This is a genomic window from Streptomyces sp. NPDC041713, assembly GCF_055591085.1.
On record NZ_JBVIZY010000010.1, the window covers coordinates 37125 to 57467 of the forward strand.

General features: G+C 73.1%; 22 protein-coding genes. 15 read left to right on the forward strand and 7 right to left on the reverse strand.

The genetic code is table 11. The annotated features are described in order from the left end of the window. Positions 1–48: 48 nt before the first annotated feature. Positions 49–441 (reverse strand): VOC family protein, encoded by a 393-nt coding sequence (locus ACZ6CV_RS27205; protein ID WP_469253272.1) that lies wholly within the window; start codon positions 439–441, stop codon positions 49–51. 80 nt (positions 442–521) lie between these two features. On the opposite strand from ACZ6CV_RS27205, the gene ACZ6CV_RS27210 reads away from it, so the two are divergent. Continuing rightward, positions 522–1073, forward strand: a complete 552-nt coding sequence (locus tag ACZ6CV_RS27210; protein ID WP_469253273.1) for a GNAT family N-acetyltransferase — start codon at positions 522–524, stop codon at positions 1071–1073. A gap of 9 nt (positions 1074–1082) precedes the next feature. On the opposite strand, the gene ACZ6CV_RS27215 is transcribed toward ACZ6CV_RS27210, so the two are convergent. The 3 genes from ACZ6CV_RS27215 to ACZ6CV_RS27225 form a co-directional block, all read right to left on the reverse strand. Continuing rightward, positions 1083–1766 (reverse strand): glycerophosphodiester phosphodiesterase, encoded by a 684-nt coding sequence (locus ACZ6CV_RS27215; RefSeq protein WP_469253274.1) that lies wholly within the window; start codon positions 1764–1766, stop codon positions 1083–1085. A 77-nt stretch (positions 1767–1843) separates the two neighbouring features. Further along, positions 1844–1969 (reverse strand): hypothetical protein, encoded by a 126-nt coding sequence (locus ACZ6CV_RS27220; RefSeq protein ID WP_355813138.1) that lies wholly within the window; start codon positions 1967–1969, stop codon positions 1844–1846. 77 nt (positions 1970–2046) lie between these two features. After that, complete coding sequence (locus tag ACZ6CV_RS27225) at positions 2047–2880, reverse strand: helix-turn-helix transcriptional regulator (protein WP_469253275.1); 834 nt, start codon at positions 2878–2880, stop codon at positions 2047–2049. A gap of 300 nt (positions 2881–3180) precedes the next feature. Here ACZ6CV_RS27225 and ACZ6CV_RS27230 point away from each other — a divergent pair, with 300 nt between their 5' ends. Next, positions 3181–3420, forward strand: a complete 240-nt coding sequence (locus ACZ6CV_RS27230) for a hypothetical protein (protein ID WP_469253276.1) — start codon at positions 3181–3183, stop codon at positions 3418–3420. Beyond that, positions 3417–4826, forward strand: a complete 1410-nt coding sequence (locus ACZ6CV_RS27235; RefSeq protein ID WP_469253277.1) for an MFS transporter — start codon at positions 3417–3419, stop codon at positions 4824–4826. The genes ACZ6CV_RS27230 and ACZ6CV_RS27235 overlap by 4 nt, the downstream gene beginning before the upstream one ends. Before the next feature lie 57 nt (positions 4827–4883). Here the strand turns inward: ACZ6CV_RS27235 and ACZ6CV_RS27240 are convergent, their stop codons facing one another. Continuing rightward, positions 4884–6434, reverse strand: coding sequence for a phosphatase PAP2 family protein (locus ACZ6CV_RS27240; RefSeq protein ID WP_469253278.1), 1551 nt, complete (start codon positions 6432–6434; stop codon positions 4884–4886). 133 nt (positions 6435–6567) lie between these two features. On the opposite strand from ACZ6CV_RS27240, the gene ACZ6CV_RS27245 reads away from it, so the two are divergent. The 7 genes from ACZ6CV_RS27245 to ACZ6CV_RS27275 all read left to right on the forward strand — a co-directional run bounded on the left by ACZ6CV_RS27245 (position 6568) and on the right by ACZ6CV_RS27275 (position 11949). Then, entirely contained in the window at positions 6568–6945 is a 378-nt protein-coding gene (locus ACZ6CV_RS27245) for a DUF488 domain-containing protein (RefSeq protein ID WP_469253279.1), read from the forward strand. A 109-nt stretch (positions 6946–7054) separates the two neighbouring features. Next, positions 7055–7849 (forward strand): SDR family NAD(P)-dependent oxidoreductase, encoded by a 795-nt coding sequence (locus ACZ6CV_RS27250; RefSeq protein WP_469253280.1) that lies wholly within the window; start codon positions 7055–7057, stop codon positions 7847–7849. A 202-nt stretch (positions 7850–8051) separates the two neighbouring features. After that, a complete protein-coding gene (locus ACZ6CV_RS27255; RefSeq protein WP_469253281.1) occupies positions 8052–9068 on the forward strand; it encodes an alpha/beta fold hydrolase in 1017 nt (338 codons plus the stop codon). A gap of 74 nt (positions 9069–9142) precedes the next feature. Then, entirely contained in the window at positions 9143–9631 is a 489-nt protein-coding gene (locus ACZ6CV_RS27260; RefSeq protein WP_469253282.1) for a hypothetical protein, read from the forward strand. Next, positions 9628–10176 (forward strand): cysteine hydrolase family protein, encoded by a 549-nt coding sequence (locus ACZ6CV_RS27265; RefSeq protein ID WP_469253283.1) that lies wholly within the window; start codon positions 9628–9630, stop codon positions 10174–10176. Before ACZ6CV_RS27260 ends, ACZ6CV_RS27265 begins: the two co-directional genes overlap by 4 nt. Positions 10177–10308: 132 nt before the next feature. Next, positions 10309–11097, forward strand: coding sequence for a formylglycine-generating enzyme family protein (locus tag ACZ6CV_RS27270; RefSeq protein WP_469253284.1), 789 nt, complete (start codon positions 10309–10311; stop codon positions 11095–11097). Between the two features lie 522 nt (positions 11098–11619). Further along, on the forward strand, positions 11620–11949 hold the full coding sequence (locus ACZ6CV_RS27275) for an alpha/beta hydrolase family protein (protein ID WP_469253285.1): 330 nt from the start codon (positions 11620–11622) through the stop codon (positions 11947–11949). A 53-nt stretch (positions 11950–12002) separates the two neighbouring features. Here the strand turns inward: ACZ6CV_RS27275 and ACZ6CV_RS27280 are convergent, their stop codons facing one another. Further along, the gene (locus ACZ6CV_RS27280; protein ID WP_469253286.1) at positions 12003–12800 is read right to left on the reverse strand and encodes a helix-turn-helix domain-containing protein; all 798 of its coding nucleotides are present in this window, start codon (positions 12798–12800) and stop codon (positions 12003–12005) included. A 426-nt stretch (positions 12801–13226) separates the two neighbouring features. On the opposite strand from ACZ6CV_RS27280, the gene ACZ6CV_RS27285 reads away from it, so the two are divergent. The 4 genes from ACZ6CV_RS27285 to ACZ6CV_RS27300 all read left to right on the forward strand — a co-directional run bounded on the left by ACZ6CV_RS27285 (position 13227) and on the right by ACZ6CV_RS27300 (position 17989). Continuing rightward, on the forward strand, positions 13227–14972 hold the full coding sequence (locus tag ACZ6CV_RS27285; RefSeq protein ID WP_469253287.1) for a dihydroxyacetone kinase family protein: 1746 nt from the start codon (positions 13227–13229) through the stop codon (positions 14970–14972). 56 nt (positions 14973–15028) lie between these two features. Further along, complete coding sequence (locus tag ACZ6CV_RS27290) at positions 15029–16024, forward strand: bifunctional helix-turn-helix transcriptional regulator/GNAT family N-acetyltransferase (protein ID WP_469253288.1); 996 nt, start codon at positions 15029–15031, stop codon at positions 16022–16024. Positions 16025–16096: 72 nt separating this feature from the next. Beyond that, positions 16097–16690, forward strand: a complete 594-nt coding sequence (locus ACZ6CV_RS27295) for a TetR/AcrR family transcriptional regulator (RefSeq protein WP_469253289.1) — start codon at positions 16097–16099, stop codon at positions 16688–16690. A 96-nt stretch (positions 16691–16786) separates the two neighbouring features. After that, positions 16787–17989, forward strand: coding sequence for a GDSL-type esterase/lipase family protein (locus tag ACZ6CV_RS27300; protein ID WP_469253290.1), 1203 nt, complete (start codon positions 16787–16789; stop codon positions 17987–17989). A gap of 53 nt (positions 17990–18042) precedes the next feature. On the opposite strand, the gene ACZ6CV_RS27305 is transcribed toward ACZ6CV_RS27300, so the two are convergent. Further along, complete coding sequence (locus tag ACZ6CV_RS27305; protein WP_469253291.1) at positions 18043–18873, reverse strand: ANTAR domain-containing protein; 831 nt, start codon at positions 18871–18873, stop codon at positions 18043–18045. A gap of 327 nt (positions 18874–19200) precedes the next feature. On the opposite strand from ACZ6CV_RS27305, the gene ACZ6CV_RS27310 reads away from it, so the two are divergent. Further along, a complete protein-coding gene (locus ACZ6CV_RS27310; RefSeq protein ID WP_469253292.1) occupies positions 19201–20337 on the forward strand; it encodes an LLM class flavin-dependent oxidoreductase in 1137 nt (378 codons plus the stop codon). Positions 20338–20343 lie beyond the last annotated feature (6 nt).

The following is a 20343-nucleotide window of genomic DNA, read 5'->3' on the forward strand; positions in this document are numbered from 1 at the left end:
GGGGTGCCGCGAGGAGGTGCACTCACGCCCTTCCCGTGTCACCGCCCCTCAGGTCCCGGGACGGAAGCGGATCGGATGGTCCTGCGGGACCTCGACGAGGACGATCCTGATCCCGTCCGGATCGGAGATCCACATCTCCACGAGCCCCCACGGCTCACGCTCCGGCGGCCGCAGCACCTCGACGCCGGCGCGGACCAGCTCCTCGTGCGCCGCCCGGACGTCCGCCACCTGGAGCCAGAGCCGCAGCCCCGGCGCGGGAGGCTCCTCGGAGCGGCCGGAGACCTCCAGGAAACCGCCGCCGAGGAAGTAGACCGTGCCGCGCTCGGGGCCCGTGCCGAACTCGCGGTAGACGGCGAGACCGAGCGCCTCTCCGTAGAAGGCGCGGGAGCGCTCCGGATCGTTGGGGCGTACCAGGGTCCTGCTGCTCAGTACATGCACCATGCGGCCGCACCCTAGCGGCTGCGGGCGAAAGGTTAGGCTCGGCTCAGCCACACCGTGCCGAGCATCGGAGAGTCAGCACCATGGACACCGCCCTGCGCCCCACCCCCGGCGAGCTCACCTACCGGGACGCCACCGCCGCCGACGTCGACGCGCTCGTCGCGCTGATCGAGTCGGCGTACCGGGGGGACTCGAGCCGGGCGGGGTGGACCACCGAGGCGGACATCCTCGAAGGGCAGCGGACCGACCCGCAGGGCGTCGCCGCGGTCATCGAGAAGGCCGAGAGCCGTCTCCTCGCCGTCGAGCGGGACGGCGCGCTCGTCGCCTGCTGCCAGCTCGAACACCGCGGCGACCACGCCTACTTCGGGATGTTCGCGGTGAGCCCGGTGCTGCAGGGTGCGGGGCTCGGCAAGGAGATCATCGCCGAGGCCGAGCGCACCGCCCGCGCGACCTGGGACGTCCGCGAGATGCACATGACCGTGATCAACGCCCGCGAGGACCTCATCGCCTGGTACGAGCGCCGCGGCTACCGCCGTACGGGAAAGACGACGCCCTTCCCGTACGGCGACGAGCGCTTCGGCATCCCGCAGCGCGACGACCTGGAGTTCGAACTCCTGGTCAAGGAGCTCGTCTGACACCGGTGGTCAGGCCGTGAAGCGGCCCGTGCGCTTGATCTCGGGATAGTCGGTGGTCGCGCCGTCCAGCTGCAGCGCCCGCACCAGCCGCAGATCGTCCTGGGTGTTCACGACCCAGCCGATGATCCGCAGGTCGGCCTTCCTGGCCCGCTCGACGATCTCCAGCGTCAGCCGCCGGATGTTGAGGACCAGCGTGGTCGCGCCGACGGCGGTGGCGCGGTCCACCACGTCGGTGCCGTAGCGGCTGGCGACGAGCGCGGTGCGCACCCCCGGGACCAGGCGCGCGATCTCCGCGACCGCCTCGTCGTGGAAGGACAGCACCTCGACGCGGGCGACCAGGTCGCGGCGGAGCATGACCTCGGCGAGGGCGCGGGCGGCCGCGACGTCCTTGATCTCCGCCTGCAGCGGCGCCTTCACGGCGTCCAGGACCTCTTCGAAGGTGGGCACCCGCTCGCCGCGGCCCGCGTCGAGCTCGCGCAGTTCGGAGAGGGTCTTCTCGGCGATCGGTCCCTTGCCGTCGGTCGTACGGGCCACGTCGGCGTCGTGCATGACGACCAGGGCGCCGTCCTTGCTCAGATGCAGATCCAGCTCGATGAGATCGAGGCCCGCCGCTTGTGCGGCGACGAAGGAACGCAGGGTGTTCTCGGGCTCGACACCCATGACCCCGCGATGACCGATGGTGAGGAAGTTCAAGATCCACTCGCTTCCGTCGACGGAGGCTCGGCGACCGCGCGACGAGGACGGATGGAGCCGCGCGGCAATGTCGCAGCCTAATGGCCGGGGACGGTGAGGGAACCGTGCGGACGAGGGTGACCGGAACCCTCTGCCCTGGTTCCGGCGATGCCGAGCAGGAGCCCGGTGATCAGGGCGGCGACAAGGACGGCGCGGGTGCTCACGGGTGCGCTGCTCCGGATGGCGGGGACGGCTGACCCCGCCCGTCCTACCGCTCGGGGAGCCACCGGGGCGAGCCGCTTCACCCGCGCGTGGGCGCGTCCTCGGAGGGTTGACGCGGGGGGTGGGGTGGTTGGGGCGGTTGGGGTGTGCGGGGTGGCTGGGGCTGGTGGGGTACGGGGAGCGCGGCGGGCGCCGGATCCGGGGAACTCTCGGGTGCACCCTGTGCCGGCGCCGGGGAAGCCCCGGACGCACCCTGTGCCGGACTCGCGGAAGCCCCCGACGCCCCCGACGTGCCCGACGTGCCCGGCGCCCCCGGCACCGCGAGGTCACCCAGCATCGCCTCCGCCAGCTCCACCTCCGCCACCAGGCGCCGCTCGCTCCAGCGCAGGGCGACCTGAGGGTGGGACCACGCCTCGGTCCCCGTGGCCCGCGCGAGCGCCTCCCGCACCTCCGCCAGTTCACGCTCCATCTGCGCGATGTGCTCCGCGACCAGGGCCCGGAGATGGTCCGGCGCCGTCAGATGCCCGAGCCAGACCCGCAGCAGCAACGGGTGCTTCAGGACGGGAGGCCCGGCGTCCCGGCCGCCGCCCGCCCACGCCGCGAGCGCGGCCCTGCCCTCCTCGGTGATGGCGTACGACCGCTTGGCGCGGGGCTCCTCGGGCCCCGAGCGCCGCGAGGTCGCGTAACCGAGCGCTTCGAGGCGGCGCAGCTCCGCGTAGATCTGACTGATGGCGGGCGACCAGTAGAAGAAGCGGAGCGAGGCGTCGGCCCATTTCTTGAGTTCGTAGCCGGTCCGCTCCCCGGGGAAGGAGAGCAGCCCGAGCACCGCCCAGGCGGTGGGCGGCAACTCCTCGGCCGCACCGCCCTCTTGCTGCGGCGACGTGCTGTGCGAGGTCGTGCGACGGGCTGCCATACGCCGCATTGAACGGAACGGCGCACCTCGGGCGCAAGGCCCCGGGCCACCCGCGGGCGGACGGCAGGGAGCGCTCCTGCTCGTGCCGGCGGGCGGAGGCGCCGCTGTCGCCCCGCGCTGACGTGGCGCACGGACAACCCGTCAGCTGGGCTCCGCGCCCTCGCCCGGACCACCCCCTCGCCTCCGCCCCTAAGGTCTAGACCCGCTCAACATCCTTTTACCCATTCGGCGTTGTTCCGCAGGGGGGCCAGGTGCGAGCGTATGGGGCGTCACCCTCCCCCCTTTCCTGAGGAGTTGCACGTGCCCATACGTGAACAGGTGAACGTCGTCGGCCCCGAGGGCAAGCTCGCCGGTGATCTTCACCTGCCCGACGCCGATGCGGCTGCCGCAGTGGCAGGCGTACCGGTCGCGGGTGCCTGGACGTCCGTGAAGGAGCGGATGTCCGACCGCGGCGACGGTCGGCTGATCGACACCGTGGTCATGACCGCGACCTGGGGTGACGGCAACCAGGCGCTGCCCGCGCAGGTGGCCTGCCGATGACGGCCGACCCCACGGCCAACAGCATCGCGTCACCACCGGTCACACCGCGCGGCGCGCCTCGCGCCGTGCTGGGCGCCGCGCTGCTGGGCTTCTTCCTGATCTCCCTGGACGCCCTGATCGTCACGGTCGCCCTGCCCGACATCGGGCGCGGCCTCGGTACCGGCATGTCCGGCCTGCAGTGGGTGGTGGACGGCTACACACTGATGTTCGCCGCCCTGATGCTCTCCGCGGGCGCGCTGTCCGACCGCATCGGCGCGAAGCGGGCTTTCGGCGGCGGTCTGGTGCTCTTCGCGGTGGCCTCGGCCGCGTGCGGGCTGGCGCCCGGACTCGCGGTGCTCGTCGCGGCCCGGCTGGTGCAGGGTGCGGCGGCCGCGGTGATGATGCCGGCCTCGCTGGCCCTGGTCCGGCAGGGCTTCCCCGAGCAGGCCGAACGAGCGCGCGCGATCGCGCTCTGGACGGTCGGCGGCGCGGTCGCCGTCGCTGCCGGGCCGGTGGTGGGCGGGACCCTCACCGCGTGGGCCGGCTGGCGGTGGATCTTCTATGTCAACCTGCCGGCCGCCCTGCTGGCGCTGGCTCTCCTGGCCCGTGTCCCCGCGTCCCGGCGGCTGCCGGCGCGACTCGACTGGCCCGGACAGGTGACCGCGGTCCTGGCCATGGGCGGGCTCACGTACGGGGTGATCGAGGGAGGAGCCGAGGGCTTCGGACATCCAGGGGTGGTCGCCTCCCTTGCCGTGGCCGCGGCCGCGGCCGTGGGTTTCGTCGTGGCGCAGGCACGGGGCACGCACCCGATGCTGCCGCTGCCGCTGTTCCGGACGCGCGTGGTGGCGGTGTCGTTGGTGGTGGGCTTCATGCTCAATGCCGCCTACTACGGAGGGGTATTCGACTTCAGCCTCTACCTCCAGCAGGAACGCGGCCATACGGCGCTGTACGCGGGTCTGATGTTCATCCCGATGACGGCCCTGGTCGCCGTGGTGAACCTGGCCTCCGCACGCCTCGCCGCCCGGTACGGACCACGCGTCCCGATGATCGTCGGGCAACTGGTCGGCGCGGCGGGCCTGTTGTCCCTGCTCACCGTGGGCACGCACACCCCCGTGTGGAGCGTGGCGGCGCTGATGGTGCCGGTCGGGCTCGGCGGCGCACTCGCGGTACCCGCGTTGACCGCGATGCTCCTCGACGCCGTACCCGCCGACCGCGCGGGCACCGCCGGGGCCGTACTCAACACCGCACGCCAGGTGGGCGGGGCCATTGCCGTGGCCGCCTTCGGAGCGCTGCTGGCCGGCGCGGACACGTTCCTTGCGGGGATGCGCTGGAGCGTGCTGCTCGCCGCGGCAGGGCTACTGGCCGCCGCCGTTGCGACGCTGACTCTGCCACGAGCCGGACGTGCCGTTCACCGCACTCGTCGATGAGCTGACGGCGCTGAGGCGGAGCCGGCTCGGGGCGGATTTCACTGCCACGCCCAGCCGTCAGGCGTGCCCGCCGCGCGGCCCGCGGTTCGCCGCCAGGGTCATGGTGCGGGCCCGCTGCGCGATCTCGTCCAGCGGCGCCGCGGGGCTGTAGACCGTCAGCGCGGCGTTCCGCTTGTCCAGGACCAGGGCGTCCGGGGCGGGCGCGGTCTCTCCGTCATACGCGAGGGACGCCACGTCCTCCAGGCCGCCGAGCCGCACCTCCTCGACCCGCTCGGCGCGAAAGACCCGGGAGCGCCGCAGCGCGCCGCCCAACGCGGAGAGGGCGACGCGGGTACGGGCCAGCGTCGCCTCCGCGTCGACCGTACGCACGTCGAGGAGCCCGTCGTCCATGTGTGGCCGGTGCGCGGGCGCGAGGCCGTCCGGCACGTACCGGCCGTTGCCCGCGAAGAGCAGCCACAGGACGCGGTCGCGGCCGTCGAGCCGGACCCGCAGCGGCGTCGCCGTCCGCAGCACCTCCACGAACGACACGGCCGCCGCCGGCCACTTGCCGATGCGCCCCTCCAGCTTCTCGCGCTTGCGCACCAGATCCGGGTAGAGCCCGATGCTGAAGGTGTTGACGAAGCCGGTGACGTCCGCGCCGTCGCCGTCCCGCACCCGGCCCAGGTCGACGCAGACGGCCTCGCCGCGCCGCACGGCGTGCGCGGTGTCCTCGAAGGTGGGCGTGCCGGCGTCCAGGGCGAAGTGGTTGAGGGTGCCGCCGGGGAACACCGCGAGCGGCAGCCCGGCCGACGCCGCGCGGCGGGCGGTCGCGTTCACCGTGCCGTCGCCGCCGCAGACCCCGAGCACGCCGCCCGACGCGGTCGCCCGTGCCACGGCCTCGTCCAGGACGGCGTCGAGGTCGTCCCCCGGTTCGCGGGCGAGGATCTCGGCCTTCGGCAGCAGCAGCTCCAGGTGCTCGCGGGCGGGCAGCCGCCCCGGAACGCCCTTGCCGGCACCGGAGTTGAGCACCACCACCAGGCCTTCGCCGTCCGGCAGCGCGGGCGCCGTCACCCTGGTCCGCCGGAGCCGGTCGGGTGAGGGGCGCGGCGGCCACCAGTAGCAGGTGACCGCGGCGGCGGCCGCGCCGAGCGCGCACCCCGCGAGCACGTCGCCGGGATAGTGGACGCCCACGTACACCCGCGAGAAGGCCACGGCGGCGGCGAGCGGCGCGACCAGCACGCCGTACCGGGGCGCCTCAAGGGCCACCCCGACGGCGAAGGCGGCGGCCGACGCGGAGTGGCCGGACGGGAACGACGACGTCCACGGATCCTTGGCCAGGCGCCGCACCACGGGGACCGTGTCCAGGCCGGGCCGGTGCCGCCGCACGGCGTACTTGGCCAGGACGTTCGTGGTCAGCGAGGCCAGCGCGAGCGCGCCCGTCCCGCGCCGCGCGGCGCGCCGGGCCGCGGGGCCGCCGAGCGCCGCGACGACCCCCGCGGTGCCGAGCCAGAGCCGCCCGTGGTCGGACGCCGAACTCAGCGGCGGCAGCAACTGCTCGGCGCCCGGCAGCCGCGCCGACGCCACCCGTTCGAACCACCGCCGGTCGATGCTGCCGATGCGTCCCGTCATGGCCTCACTTGATCAGGACGGCCGGGCGGCGGCCCGTGATGCTCGCCCGAACGGGTACGGGCGTTGGCAGCGGCGCGGCACCGCCCGCAGCCTGGGGATGATCCCCGCCGGACGGAGAAACGGAGAGCAGAGGATGACGCCGAGTCGATCCACCGACGTACAGGTCAAGCGCGTCTACGACGAGGCGTCGCCCGACGACGGCACCCGCGTCCTGGTCGACCGGCTGTGGCCGCGAGGGCTCTCCAAGGAGCGGGCGCGGCTCGACGCGTGGGACAAGGAACTCGCCCCGTCCGACGAGCTGCGGCGCTGGTACGGCCACGACCCCGAACGGTACGAGGAGTTCGCCGAGCGCTACCGCCACGAGCTCACCGACGAGGACCGGGCCGCGGCAGTCGACCGGCTGCGGGCCCTGGCGCGCGAGGGCCGGCTGACCCTGCTCACGGCGACGAAGGACCTGCCGCACGGGCACGTGCGCGTGCTCGTCGACGCGTTGCGGCGGGGGAGGGGGTAAGGATGGGGAGGACAGGTAACAGGGGGAGAAGAGGTACGTCAGGTACGCGGAACACCGGACCTGACTCCAGGGGGGCCACACGTCGCCCATACAGCAGGAGGTAAGCACCGTGCTCGTCGACCTTTCCGGAAAGACCGCGCTCGTCACGGGTTCGACCCAGGGCATCGGCGCGGCGATCGCCGTGGGCCTGGCCAGGGCCGGCGCCCGGGTGGCGGTCAACGGACGGTCCCGCGAATCCGTGGACGCCGCCGTGGACCGGCTGGGGAGCGAGTGCGGCGGCGCCGAGTTCCTCGCGGCGCCCGGGGACATCGCGACCGACGAGGGAGCGGCGCAGGTCTTCGACGCCGTGCCGCGGGCCGACATCCTCGTCAACAACCTCGGCGTCTTCGGCGCGGAACCCGCCCTCGACATCACCGACGACGAGTGGCGGCGCTACTTCGAGGTCAACGTCCTGACCGCGGTGCGCATGATCCGCCACTACCTGCCCGGCATGAAGGACCGCTCCTGGGGGCGGATCCAGAACATCGCCAGCGACTCGGCGCTCGTCACGCCCGCCGAGATGATCCACTACGGCATGTCGAAGACCGCGCTGCTCGCAGTCGCGCGGGGCTTCGCGAAGGAGGCGGCGGGCACGGGCGTCACCGTCAACTCCGTGATCGCGGGCCCGACGCACACCGGCGGCGTGGAGGACTTCGTCTACGAACTGGTCGACCGCGCGCTGCCCTGGGAGGAGGCGCAGCGGGAGTTCATGACCAAGCACCGCCCCCAGTCCCTGATCCAGCGGCTCATCGAGCCCGAGGAGATCGCGAACATGGTCGTCTACCTCAGCTCACCGCTGGCGTCGGCCACGACGGGCGGTGCGGTGCGGGTCGACGGCGGGTACGTGGACTCGATCGTTCCTTAAGGCGTGGGGGGTGTGAAGCGGGGGGGCGTAGGGCGCGCGGCGTTTGCCGGATCGGCAACGAACGTCGCCCCGTCGCGGGCGCGCGCCGGATGATCGTGGCCGGAGCGGGTGCCCGACCGGCGGTCGGATCGCGACCGCTCGCCGGAGCCCGTTCGTCGCGGCCGCTCGCCGGAGCCGTTCGCCGGAACCCCCAGGAGGGTCCATGTCCACGCCCCTGCCGCAGTCCCCGCCCCCGGCCCCGCCCGCCGGGGACCGCGCCACGCACCGCCTCGTCGCGTCACCCGCGGGCCGCACCCACCTGGTGGAGCAGGGCGCGGGCCCACTCGTCCTCCTCGTCCACGGATTCCCCGAGTCCTGGTACTCCTGGCGCCACCAGTTGCCGGTGCTCGCGGCGGCGGGGTACCGCGCGGTCGCCGTCGACGTACGCGGCTATGGCAGGTCGTCGCGGCCCGCGGGGGCGGACGCGTACCGGATGCTCGACCTCGTCGAGGACAACGCCGCCGTGGTGCGCGCGCTCGGCGCCGAGACCGCGGTGATCGTCGGCCACGACTGGGGCGCGACCATCGCCGCGCACTCCGCTCTCGTACGGCCGGACGTCTTCCGCGCGGTGGGCATGTTGAGCGTTCCCTATACGCCGCCGGGCGGCCCGCGCCCCGGGGAGGTGTTCGCGGGGATGGGCGGCGAAGAGGAGTTCTACGTCTCGTACTTCCAGGAGCCGGGGCGCGCCGAGGCCGAGATCGAGCCCGACGTCCGGGGCTGGCTGGCCGGCTTCTACGCCGCGCTCTCCGCGGACACCATGCCCGAACCGGGCGCGCCGGACCCGCACTTCGTGCGCCGAGGCGGCCGACTGCGGGACCGGTTCCCCGTGGGCCCGCTGCCCGGCTGGCTCGACGAGCGCGATCTCGACGTCTACGCCGGGGAGTTCGAGCGGACCGGCCTGACCGGAGCGCTCAACCGCTACCGCGCCATGGACCGCGATTGGGCGGACCTCACCCCTGGTTACGCGGGCGCCCCCGTCACCCAGCCGTCCCTGTTCGTCGGCGGCGGCCTGGACGCCTCCACGATCTGGCTCGCCGACGCGATCAAGGCCTTCCCGGACACCCTGCCAGGGCTGCGCTCCTCGCACGTCCTGGACGGCTGCGGCCACTGGGTCCAGCAGGAACGCCCCGAGGAGGTCAACCGGCTCCTGACCGAGTGGCTCGCGGGGCTGCCGGGCTGACCGCGCCGACCGCTCAGACCGACCCGTCGTAGGGTGGCGGCCGGGCGGGGGATTCCGGGCGGCGGGGGGTTGGTGTGAGCGACGGGCGGCGTGGGGTCCGCAGGGTGGTGGCGGTCGTGCTGTGGCTGGTGGCCGTGACGGCCTTCGCGGTGCCGCTGCGGCACGCCCTCCTCGCCACGCACACCTACGTCTCCGGGTACTGGGCGACGGTCACCGACGGCGACGACCTCGACCACTTCGCGTGGAAGGACCCGCGCGGCCGTACGATGCGCGGCGCCATCCAGGGCGTCCCGGAGGACGGCGTCTGGGACGAGGAGGGGGAGGGCACGAGCGACATCACCGGTGAACGCGTCTGGGTGTCGCGGCACGGCGACGCCCACATCGGCGAGTCGCCGGTCGAGAAGGACATGGTCATCGGGTGCGCGGGGCGGGCGCCGTCGTCGCCGTCGTGCTGTTGGTGCTGCGCGCGCGACACCGGGCGCTCACCTGAGCTTGCACGGCCTGAATTACCGTGCCGCAACGGAAACTTGAAGCAGACACCGTCCTATAGTGACCGCCCATGACCACCGCATTGATCATCGGCGACATCCAGCGAGGCATCACCGGCACCTACCCCTTCACCCGGGCCGTCGTGTCACCGCTCACCCAACTGCTGCCACGCGCCCGCGAGTCCGGCGCCCTCGTGGTCTTCGTGCACTTCGCCTTCCGGGGCAACGGGGCCGACGTACCCCCGGACAACGCGTTGCTCAGGACCTTCTTCGAAGCCGGTGACGCCTTCCACGAAGGGTCGGCCGGTACGGAGCTCGCGCTGCCGGTCGCCGACGAGGATGTCGTCGTACTGAAGCGCCGCGCCAGCGCGTTCGCCGGCACGGACCTCGACCTCGTGCTCCGCGCCCGCGGCGTCACCACCCTCGCCGTCGCCGGTGTCGCGACCAGCGCCATGGTGGCGGCCACGTGTTACGACGCGGCGGACCGCGGCTACAACGTCACGGTGCTGCGCGACGGTTGCGCCGACGGCGACCAGTCGATGCACGACTTCTTCATGGACGCCGTGTTCCCGAGCCGGGGCTTCGAGGTCGTCACCTGCGCGGGATGGCGGCAAGGGTAGCGACGGGAACCCGGGGCCGGCCCTGGTCCCAAGGTCCCTGCCGGGATGGGCCCTTCGGCCGATGCCGCCCGCATCGCCGGAAGTGATCATCGAAGTGATCACGAAGGCGGATGTACGGCGCAGGAGAAGCGGGTGGGGCGAGTGGAGCAGGTGGACTGGGTCGACATCCCGGCCGGGACGCTGCGCAGGGGCACGCCGGCCGAGGAGTTGGCGGCGGTGGCCCGCCGCTACGCGGACACCGGGGTGCCGGCGAAGTGGTACCTGAAGGAGGAGCCGCGCGCGGAGGTGCACGTCCCGGCCTTCCGGATCGCCTGTACGCAGGTCACGGTCGACCAGTGGGCCCGGTTCGCGGCGGCCACCGACCGGCCGGCGCCCCGGGGGCCGGGGGACCACCCGGTCGTCGGGGTGACTTGGGAGGCGGCGAACGCGTACTGCCGGTGGCTCGGTGAACGGCTCGGCCTCGACGTACGGCTGCCCACGGAGGACGAGTGGGAGCGCGCCGCACGGGGCGACGACGGACGGGAGTTCCCGTGGGGCGACGCATACCGCACCGGCCTGGCCAACCTCGTCGACCTCGGCATCGGTACGACGACGCCCGTCGGTTCGTTCCCCGAGGGGGCCAGTCCGTTCGGTGTGCTGGACATGGCGGGCAACGCCGACGAGTGGACCTCCACGCCCTACGCCCCCTACCCCGATGCGCCCGCCGAGGTGCCGCTCACCGAGGACTGGGCGTTCGACCGCCACGTCACCCGGGGCGGCGCGTACCGCCACGACCGGGACCTGGCCCGCTGCGCCCGCCGGCACGGCGCGTACGAGCAGGACCTCGAAGCGATCGGCGTGGGCTTCCGCCTGGCGGCACCGGTCCTGGTCCCGGCACCGGCACCCGCCCCGGCACCGACCGCGCGCCCGGCCGGGCGGTGACCCACGGACACCGCTTCGCCCAATACATCGAGCATGACCTCGACGCCGTGATCGCGGGCCTGCTGTCTCAAGTGCGCCTCCGCAGCGGGCATTTCACCCTCCCGCGCCATTCCAACCGTGGTACCGCAGGGGTTTGTCAGGTCGAGTGTCGAACGGGGTGGCAGGGGCCGCGGCTGCCGGGCTCGTGGTGGTCACCCTGCGCGGAATGCGGGCGTCGTCCGTGGCGCGTGTCGCCTTGGACGACGCGCTCGGCGTCGGGACGGGGACGCACCGCCGACCGCCGCTGGCACGCCTCCTGCTCCGGCCCGTCTTTCGCCGTCGCCGTGACGTCAGGCGGGTGAGCAACCTCAGCTACGGGGACGCAGGGCCGTCGCAACCTCCTCGACGTCTACCACCACCGCTCACCCCCCGAGGGAGGCTCCGTACTGATCCACTTTCATGGGGGCCACTACGACCAGGGTCGCAGCACTCACCCCCAATGAACCGGCCTACCAGCCCGGATTCGAGGAGGCGGACACCTCCGTGACCACCGCCGTCGTACTCAACGGTTTTCTCGCGGAGTACTTCGACGGCGACCCGGCGACCTCGCCGGTGAATCTCGTCCGGACGGACGCACCACCGTTCCTCATCGCGCACGGGGACCTGGACGAGCTGGTGGACACGGAGAACCCCAGGGCTCTTGTCACCGCTCTGGAATCGGTCTCCGCCTCGCCGGTCGTGTACGTCGAACTACCGGGTGCCCACCACGCTTTCGACCTCTTCCATTCCTTCCGGTTCGAGGCGCTCATCGGCGATGTCGAGGACTTCGCCACGTGGGTGACGGCCCGGGAGAGCCGGCCCAAGAGCTTGTGACACGGGCGTCACCGGCTGTGACGTCTCCACGCCAAGTGGACCGGACCCCGACGTCAGGGGAACGTGACGGCCGGGTCCACCGGGGTCAGGACCAGCCAGCGCAGCGCCGCGTCGTCGTAGCGGCCGTACGTCGTGACGCGCACGTCGACCGGGTCGGGCGCGACCAGCGGGAAATACATGGGGTGCGGGCCGTCGTCCGCGGCCTCGCGGTCGTCGGCGGTACGGTCCCAGAGCTCGGCGACGCCCGGCGCGCGCCGCACCGTCCGCACCACCTCGTCGAGCCGCTCGTCGTCCGGCCTGCGCTGCCAGGCGAGGCGCAGCCGGGCGAGGAGCGGGACGGCCCACCGGGTGTCCCAGTCGCGCAGCTGGTACCGGGCCTCCGGGGAGAACGCCCAGATCATGACGTTCGCGTCGGCACGCGCCAGCCACGGACAGTGCCGCGCCGCCACGGCGTTGACGGCGAGCACGTCCCAGGCCTGGTCGCAGATCCAGCTCACCCGGCGCAGCCCGTGCAGTAGCTCCAACATCGCGGCGTCGGGCCGGGCCGCCTCGGTCCTCCCGCTCGGCGGTTCGTGGCCGGTGCCGCGGTGCAGCGTGGCCGCCTGACGCGGGGTGAGATCCAGGATGCGGGCGATGCCGGCGATCATCTCGCGCGCGTACCCGCGGTCCTCGCCCCGCTCCAGGGCGCGGTACCAACGCTCGGAGACACCGAGGAGCAGCGCCATGTCGAGCTGGGTGAGATAGCTGCGGTGGCCGCGGAACGGTACGGGGCCGGGCAGCGACCCCGGGTCCCGCGCCATCCGCCAGGAGCGCAGCATCCGTCCCAGATCCTCGCGTCGCGCGTCCGGCACCTGTAAAGACCTCGCAAAGAAGGGGCTGTCGTACGGAGGGTCCGCGCGCCCTCCGCGGATCACCACCCGGGCCGGGGCACGGTGTCAGCCTCGCACACGGGGCGGTGGGCCGGAACGCGGGAGTGCCGGTACCGCGGGGTGCCGACCTTTGGCCGGGACGGGCGGCCATGGTGAGCGCCGGGGCCACCGCCGACCGGCCGCGCCGGCAGGGTCGGAACTCTCGCGTGCCGGGTGCCCGGCCCGGAAGGGGGCTCCGGGTGCCGGGTCCGGCCTGGGGAGGAACTCTTGAGTTCCGGGTACCGACCTCGGGAACCCTTGGGTCCCGGGTACCGACCTCGGGAACTCGTGAGTCCCGCTTGTCACCCTCGTAAGAGAAGCCGCCTCGACCACCGCCCCACCTCGTCAACCGCACACCCCGGAGATCCGATGAGCCACTTCCTGCCGGAGAACGACGCCGTGCTGACCGCCGCCCGAGGGCTGGCCCAGGCGCACGCCGGACTGATCGAGGTGAACAGCAGCCCCCTCTACCTGCGGGCCCGCGACGCCGACCCCGCCCGCACGGTCGCCCTCGTCTCGGGCGGCGGCTCCGGGCACGAGCCCCTGCACACCGGGCTGCTGGGGCGCGGCGGCCTGGACGCCGTCTGTCCCGGCGAGATCTTCGCCTCCCCGCACAACCGGCAGATCTACGAGGCGAGCGCCGCGGCCGCCAAGCGCGACGGCGTCCTGCACATCGTGAAGAACTACACCGGCGACGTCATCAACTTCCAGATCGCGGCGGAGCGGCTGCGCCACGACGGAATCCCGGTCGCCACGGTCCTGGTCGAGGACGACCTGGCCACCGACAGCGCGGACAGCGCCACCGGCCGCCGGGGAACCGCCGCCACCGTCGTCGTCGAGAAGCTCCTCGGCGCCGCAGCCGACCGCGGCGCGACCCTGGAGGAGCTCGCCGACCTGGGCCGGCGCGTCGTGGAGCGGTCCCGCAGCATCGCCGTCGCCGCCCGCGCCCAGACCTCGCCCACCACCCTGGCCCCCGCCTTCGCGCTCGACCAGGACACCCTCGACTACGGCGTCGGCATCCACGGGGAGCGCGGCATCCGCACCATCGCCCGCCCCGCCACCGGCGACCTCGTCCGGCGCATGACCGACGACCTCCTGGACGCCCTGCCGGAGGGCCCCGACGAGGTGCTCGCCCTCGTCAACGGCCTCGGCGCCACCACCGAGCTGGAGCTCAACGCGATCGCCGTCCTGCTCGGCGACGAGCTCACCGCCCGGGGCCTGCGGCCGGTCCTGGTCGTCCCCGGCACCTTCACCGCGGCCCTGGACATGGCCGGCTTCTCGCTCACCCTCACCCGCCTCGAAGAGGGATGGGCCGAGCTGTGGACGACCCCCACCCGCACCCCGCTCGTCCTGCCGCGCCCCTCCCGCACCCCGGACCGGCCCGAGGCGACCACGCCGACGGCCACGCAGGGGACGGCCACGCAGGCGACGGCCTCTCCGGTACGTACGCCCCGTACGGGCGGCAAGGCCGGCGACCGCGCTCTGCTCGACCGGTACGCGCTCACCGTCACGCAGGTGCGCGACAACCTCACCAAGCTCGACCAGCTCGTCGGCGACGGCGACTTCGGCGACAACCTCGCCGGCGGCGTCCGGCGCGCGGTGAAGCTGGCCGACGAAACGGGAGCCGACGGTACGACCGCCCTCGCCGAGGCGTTCCTCAACGACGTCGGCGGCACCAGTGGCCCGCTCTTCGGGCTCTTCTTCCAGCACTTGGCCGCCGCCTCGCCCGCCGAGGGCGGGACCCCTTCGGTCGCCGCGCTCGCGGAGGCCGCCGCCGCCGGGCACGCCGCCATCCACCGGGTGGGCGGCGCGGTCCCCGGTGACTGCACGCTCGTCGACGCCCTCGCGCCCGCCGCCGAGTCGCTGGCCGCGTCGCGGGACGCGGAGACGGAGGCCCCGCTCACCGAGGCCGCCCAGGCTGCCATCCGCGGCGCCCTGGCCACCGCGTCCCTGCGCCCCCGGCGCGGCCGCGCGAGCTATGTCGGCGACCACGCCCTCGGCGTTCCGGACCCCGGCGCCCTCGCCGTGGCGCTGCTCTTCATGGCGCTCGCGGACATCCATGAACCCGCCACGGCCCCGCGCCTGCCCGCGCCCGGCCACATCACCGTGCCCTGACGGCCCCCGGGGCGGCTCACTGGCTCCCGGATCCATTCTCTGACTAAAGTCAGAGAATGGATCCACAGGCGGGACAGAAGCAGGGGCAGGCGCAGGGGCAGGTCGAGCAGGTGCGGCGGTTCAACCGCACCGTCACCGAACGCGTGGGGGTGCTGCACGACCGCTATCTCGGCCGCGACCGCCCCATCGGTGAGGCCCGGCTGTTGTGGGAGATCGGCGAGCGGGCCACCGAAGACGGCCGCGGGTACGGGGATGGGCACGGCCACGGGCGCGGGCACGACGTCCGACGGCTGCGCGAGCGCCTCGGGCTCGACTCCGGTTACGTCAGCCGGCTGTTGCGCGCCCTGGAGGCCGACGGGCTGGTGGTGGTCGAGCCGCACCCCGGGGACCGCAGGGTCCGCACCGTACGGCTGACCGACGTCGGCCGCCGCGAACGCGCCCTGCTCGACGAGCGCAGCGACGAGCTCGCGGGCTCGCTCCTGGAGCCGCTCAACGCGTCGCAGCGGACCCGGCTCGTCGCCGCCATGGCCGAGGTCGACCGTCTGCTCACCGCGGGGACGGTCACGCTGGACACCGTCGACCCCGACCATCCCGACGCCCGGCGCTGTCTGCGGTCGTACTTCACCGAACTGCAGGAGCGCTTCGACACCGGCTTCGACCCCGCGCAGAGCCTGTTGCCCGACGCGGGCAGCCTGCGGCCACCGCGCGGACTCTTCCTCGTCGCCCGGGCGCACGGCGAAGCGCTCGGCTGCGCCGGCCTCAAGCTGCCAGCCGACTCCCCGGCGGAGATCAAGCGGATGTGGGTCGCGCCCGCGGCGCGCGGCCTGGGCCTCGGCCGCCGCTTCCTCACCGAACTGGAGGCGCTGGCCGTCCGGCACGGACGCGATCTCCTGCGCCTCGACACCAACAAGGCGCTGGCGGCGGCCATCGGCCTCTACCACTCCTGCGGCTTCGAGGAGGTGCCCGCCTTCAACGACGAGCCGTACGCCCACCACTGGTTCGAGAAGCGGATCGGGACCGGGGCAGGGGAGCCGTACGAGCAGTCAAGCTAAACCAGAACCCCTCTTGCCTAAACCCTTTAGGTAAATGCATACTCTGTTAAGCAGAACGAGTGAGGGGTTCCCATGGTGCGCGTAGGACTGACCACGGAGCGGCTGGTCCGGGCCGGGGCGGAGCTGGCCGACGAGGTCGGCTTCGACCAGGTGACCGTGTCGGCGCTCGCCCGGCGCTTCGACGTCAAGGTCGCGAGCCTCTACTCGCACGTCAAGAACTCCCAGGACCTCAAGACCGGCATCGCCCTGCTCGCCCTGGCGGAACTCGCCGACCGGGGCAGCGAGGCGCTGGCCGGGCGCGCCGGCAAGGACGCCCTGGCGGCGCTGGCCAACGTCTACCGTGACTACGCCCGCGAGCATCCCGGCCGGTACGCCGCGGCGCAGATGCGGCTCACCCCGGAGGCGGCCGCGGCCAGTGCGGGCGGCCGGCACGCGGAGATGACCCGGGCGATCCTGCGCGGGTACGACCTGACGGAACCGGACCAGACGCACGCGGTCCGGCTGCTCGGCAGCGTCTTCCACGGCTACGTGAGCCTGGAACTGGGCGGCGGGTTCAGCCACAGCGCCCCCGACTCGCAGGAGACCTGGATCCGCGTCATCGACGCGCTCGACGCCCTGCTCCGCAACTGGCCCGCCCCCTCCGCCGAGCGCTCGCCCGCCCCGTGACCGGGCCCCTTCGTCACGGGCCCGCCGCGTGACCGGCCGCCTCGGTCGGCCCACGCCCGGCACCTACCCCTTCACATTGATCAACAGGTTGAGGCAATGGACACCGCAATGAACACCGCGAACACCGATCGGCAATGGACCACCACACCCGTCACCGCCGACCTCCTGCGCGGCGCCCTCGACGTCGAGCGCACCGAGCACGGCGTGCTGCCGCACCGGCTGCCCACGTGGGCCCGCGCGCAGAACACCGACGGACAGCTGGCCATGGCCGAGTCCCAGCCCTCCGGCGTACGCCTGGTGTTCCGTACCGGCGCCACTACCATCGAGCTCGACACGCTGCCCACGAAGCGCTCCTACACGGGGGCCCCGCCGCGCCCCGACGGCCACTACGACCTGCTCGTCGACGGACGCCCGGCCGGACAGCTGAGCGCGACCGGCGGCCACGTCCTGACCATCGACCTGACCACCGGCACCACCGAGCGCACCGAGGGACAGCCCTGCACCCTCCGCTTCGCCGAGCTGCCGGAGGGCGTGAAGGACGTCGAGATCTGGCTGCCGCACAACGAGACCACCGAACTCATCGCCCTGCGCACCGACGCCCCCGTCGAACCGGCCCGGGACCCGGGACGCAAGATCTGGCTGCACCACGGCAGTTCGATCAGCCACGGCTCCGACGCGGCGAGCCCCACCACCACCTGGCCCGCGCTCGCCGCCACGCTGGGCGGGGTGGAGCTGATCAACCTGGGCCTGGCCGGCAGCGCCCTGCTCGACCCGTTCACGGCGCGCACGCTCCGGGACACCCCGGCAGACCTGATCAGCGTCAAGATGGGCATCAATGTGGTCAACGCCGACGTGATGCGGCTGCGCGCCTTCGCCCCGGCGGTGCACGGCTTCCTCGACACCATCCGCGAGGGACACCCCGACGCCCCGCTCCTGGTGGTCTCGCCCATCCTGTGCCCGATGCACGAGGACACCCCCGGCCCGAGCGCGCCCGACTTCAGCGACTTCGGCGAGGGCAGGCTCACGTTCAAGGCCATGGGCGACCCGGCGGAGCGGGCGAGCGGAAAGCTCACGCTCAACGTGATCCGCGACGAGCTGGCCCGGATCGTCGAGCAGCGCTCGGCCGACGACCCGAACCTGTACTACCTCGACGGCCGCGAGCTGTACGGCGCCGCGGACTCCGTCGAACTGCCGCTGCCCGACCAGCTCCACCCGAACGCGGCCGCGCACCGCCGCATGGGCGAGCGCTTCGCGGAACGGGCCTTCGCCACGGGAGGCGCCTTCGCGGAAGCAGGGTGAGCCCGCAGTCCGGCAAGGCCGGAAGCCGATGAGCCCGGTGCGCCCGTCGGTCGCTACCCGCGGGACGCGAGCGCGAGCCGGTGCAGGTCCCGCAGCGCGTCGACGAGCACGGTCTCCCGGTGCCACCTGATCCAGGTGCCGAGAGCGCGACTCGTGCCGTCCAGCGCCCTCAGCTGGGTCTGGGAGAAGCCGGCGAGGGGGCGGGCGTGGTGGGAGGAGATCACGCCGCGGACCGTGTTCCGGTCGTCCACCAGCGGGACGCTGTGGCAGGCGCGGCTGCCGGAGGAGAGGATGATCCGGCGGGTGTCGTCGTCGAAGCCGGCCGACGAGGCCACCTCTTTGACGGTGACCTGGCGGCTGGCGGCGGCCGCCCGGGCACACGAGGTGTTCCCGTCGACGAACGCGAAGTAGTCGGTGAACTGGCGGGGGAGACCCGCGTGTTTCGCCATGCGCAGGATGTCGTCCTCGACGAGCTGGACGTTCCCCATGTCCGTGTCGGTGACGGACAACACACGGCGCAGCGCGGCGCCGAGGACCTCACCCTGGTTCGTCGCGTCGAGCTGACCCGCGCCGAGCACGGTCAGGTCGGGGGCCGGAAGCGGGGCCTGTCTGACGATCCAGGTCTGCTCTCCCGGGGCCGGCCCCGGCGTGCGGGCGACCGCGGCGGCGAGCTGGTGCAGCTTGACGTTGGCCCGCTGGGACGCCTGGCGCAGCAGCGTGAACGCGGCCTGCGCGTCGGCCAGACGGTACCGCTCGACCAGGATGCCCTCGGCCAGCGCGACCCTCGCGCGCGCACGCGACTGCACCCGCAGCTCGGTCACCTGGTCGCGCAGCTGCTCGGCTTCGGACGAGAGCGCAGGCTGAATGATCGAACGGTCTTCCATGGCTGCACCCTGCTCCGGCCTGCTCGTCGTCGGTGAACGGCAGTGGTGGCGACACCGGTCGACCGTGCCCGGCTCCGTCCACAGGAGGGGCCTGCTCCTTCACACTTCCGTGACCGTAACGCGACCGGTTGCCGATGTCATGCCCCGCCCTGTGGCCCCACAGGCTGCCCGGGCGCTTCCAGGCCAGCGGCCGCAACGAGAAATGCCCCCGCGGGATCCCTTGCATGTTGACGATGTGACGACTAGTCATATGGCTGATCGAAACAAAGGCCGTGCCGTGCAGGCACCGCGGGCATGGCACCGAGGGCACCACACCCTGGAGGGCACATGAAGTTCTCCGTCATCTTCGAGGCGCAGCTCGCCGACCCCACTGTCGACCGCGAGCACCAACTCATCCACGACTGCGTCGAACAGGCCGTACTCGCCGAGGCCATGGGCTTCGACCGGATATGGGCGGTGGAGCACCACTCGCTCAAGTGGTACGCGCACATGAGCGCGCCGGAGATCTTCCTGACCTGGGTCGCCGCGCGCACCAGCACCATCAGGATCGGGCACGGCGTCGTCTGCATGCCGTTCAACTTCAACCACCCGGCGCGGGTCGCCGAGCGCGCCGCCATGCTGGACCTGCTCTCCGGCGGACGGCTCGACCTGGGCGCGGGCCGGGGCGGCACAGAGCAGGAGACGTCGCTGTGCGGGGTCGACAGGGACCGTACGACGCAGGAGGTCGAAGAGGCGCTGCGGATCATCGGCAAGGCCTGGGAGAAGGAGGAGCTGGAGCACCACGGCGCTCTCCTCGACATCGGCCCGCACCCGATCCTGCCGCGCCCCGCGCAGACCCCGCACCCCCCGCTCTTCCTCGCGTGCAGCCGCACCGAGACGCTGCGGCAGGCCGCCGAACTCGGCGTCGGCGCCCTGGTCATGGGGTTCGCGGGCCCCGATGCGATCGCCGACATGCGCAGGGCGTACGACACCGCGCTCGCGGCCCGCACCGGCGCGCGGTTCGTGTCGAGCGCCGTCAACGACCACTTCTCCGTGCTCTGCCCGACCATCGTGCTGGACGACCGGGAGACGGCGCGGCGCGTGGGCATCCGGGGGCAGCGGTTCTTCGCCCAGTCCATCGGGCACTGGTACGGCGGCGCGGGCATCCCCGACGAGGCCGTCGTCGAGGGCAGCGACGAGGCCGCCGAGATGCGCAGGGCCGCCGAGCAGGTCGTCGCACGGCTGCACGAGCACGACATCCCGGTGCGGCCCACCTCGACCGCCACGTTCAACGCCGACCACGCCTACGGCACCGCGGACGACGCCATCGCCTACGTGGAGCGGCTGCGCGACGCGGGCGCCGACGAGATCATGTGCCTCGTCCAGATGGGCACCGTCCCGCAGGAGGCCTGCCTGGAGACCCTGCGCCAGTGGGGCGAGAAGGTCATCCCGTACTTCCGGGCCCAGGAAGCGGCCTCCTCCTGATGCGAT

Coding starts and splice junctions, on each gene's coding strand:
- ACZ6CV_RS27295 (WP_469253289.1), top strand. CDS start 16,097: ATGGTGCGCGTAGGACTGACCACGGAGCGGCTGGTCCGGGCCGGGGCG.
- ACZ6CV_RS27290 (WP_469253288.1), top strand. CDS start 15,029: ATGGATCCACAGGCGGGACAGAAGCAGGGGCAGGCGCAGGGGCAGGTC.
- ACZ6CV_RS27305 (WP_469253291.1), bottom strand. CDS start 18,873: ATGGAAGACCGTTCGATCATTCAGCCTGCGCTCTCGTCCGAAGCCGAG.
- ACZ6CV_RS27225 (WP_469253275.1), bottom strand. CDS start 2,880: ATGGCAGCCCGTCGCACGACCTCGCACAGCACGTCGCCGCAGCAAGAG.
- ACZ6CV_RS27285 (WP_469253287.1), top strand. CDS start 13,227: ATGAGCCACTTCCTGCCGGAGAACGACGCCGTGCTGACCGCCGCCCGA.
- ACZ6CV_RS27235 (WP_469253277.1), top strand. CDS start 3,417: ATGACGGCCGACCCCACGGCCAACAGCATCGCGTCACCACCGGTCACA.
- ACZ6CV_RS27205 (WP_469253272.1), bottom strand. CDS start 441: ATGGTGCATGTACTGAGCAGCAGGACCCTGGTACGCCCCAACGATCCG.
- ACZ6CV_RS27300 (WP_469253290.1), top strand. CDS start 16,787: ATGGACACCGCAATGAACACCGCGAACACCGATCGGCAATGGACCACC.
- ACZ6CV_RS27255 (WP_469253281.1), top strand. CDS start 8,052: ATGTCCACGCCCCTGCCGCAGTCCCCGCCCCCGGCCCCGCCCGCCGGG.
- ACZ6CV_RS27245 (WP_469253279.1), top strand. CDS start 6,568: ATGACGCCGAGTCGATCCACCGACGTACAGGTCAAGCGCGTCTACGAC.
- ACZ6CV_RS27310 (WP_469253292.1), top strand. CDS start 19,201: ATGAAGTTCTCCGTCATCTTCGAGGCGCAGCTCGCCGACCCCACTGTC.
- ACZ6CV_RS27265 (WP_469253283.1), top strand. CDS start 9,628: ATGACCACCGCATTGATCATCGGCGACATCCAGCGAGGCATCACCGGC.
- ACZ6CV_RS27240 (WP_469253278.1), bottom strand. CDS start 6,434: ATGACGGGACGCATCGGCAGCATCGACCGGCGGTGGTTCGAACGGGTG.
- ACZ6CV_RS27210 (WP_469253273.1), top strand. CDS start 522: ATGGACACCGCCCTGCGCCCCACCCCCGGCGAGCTCACCTACCGGGAC.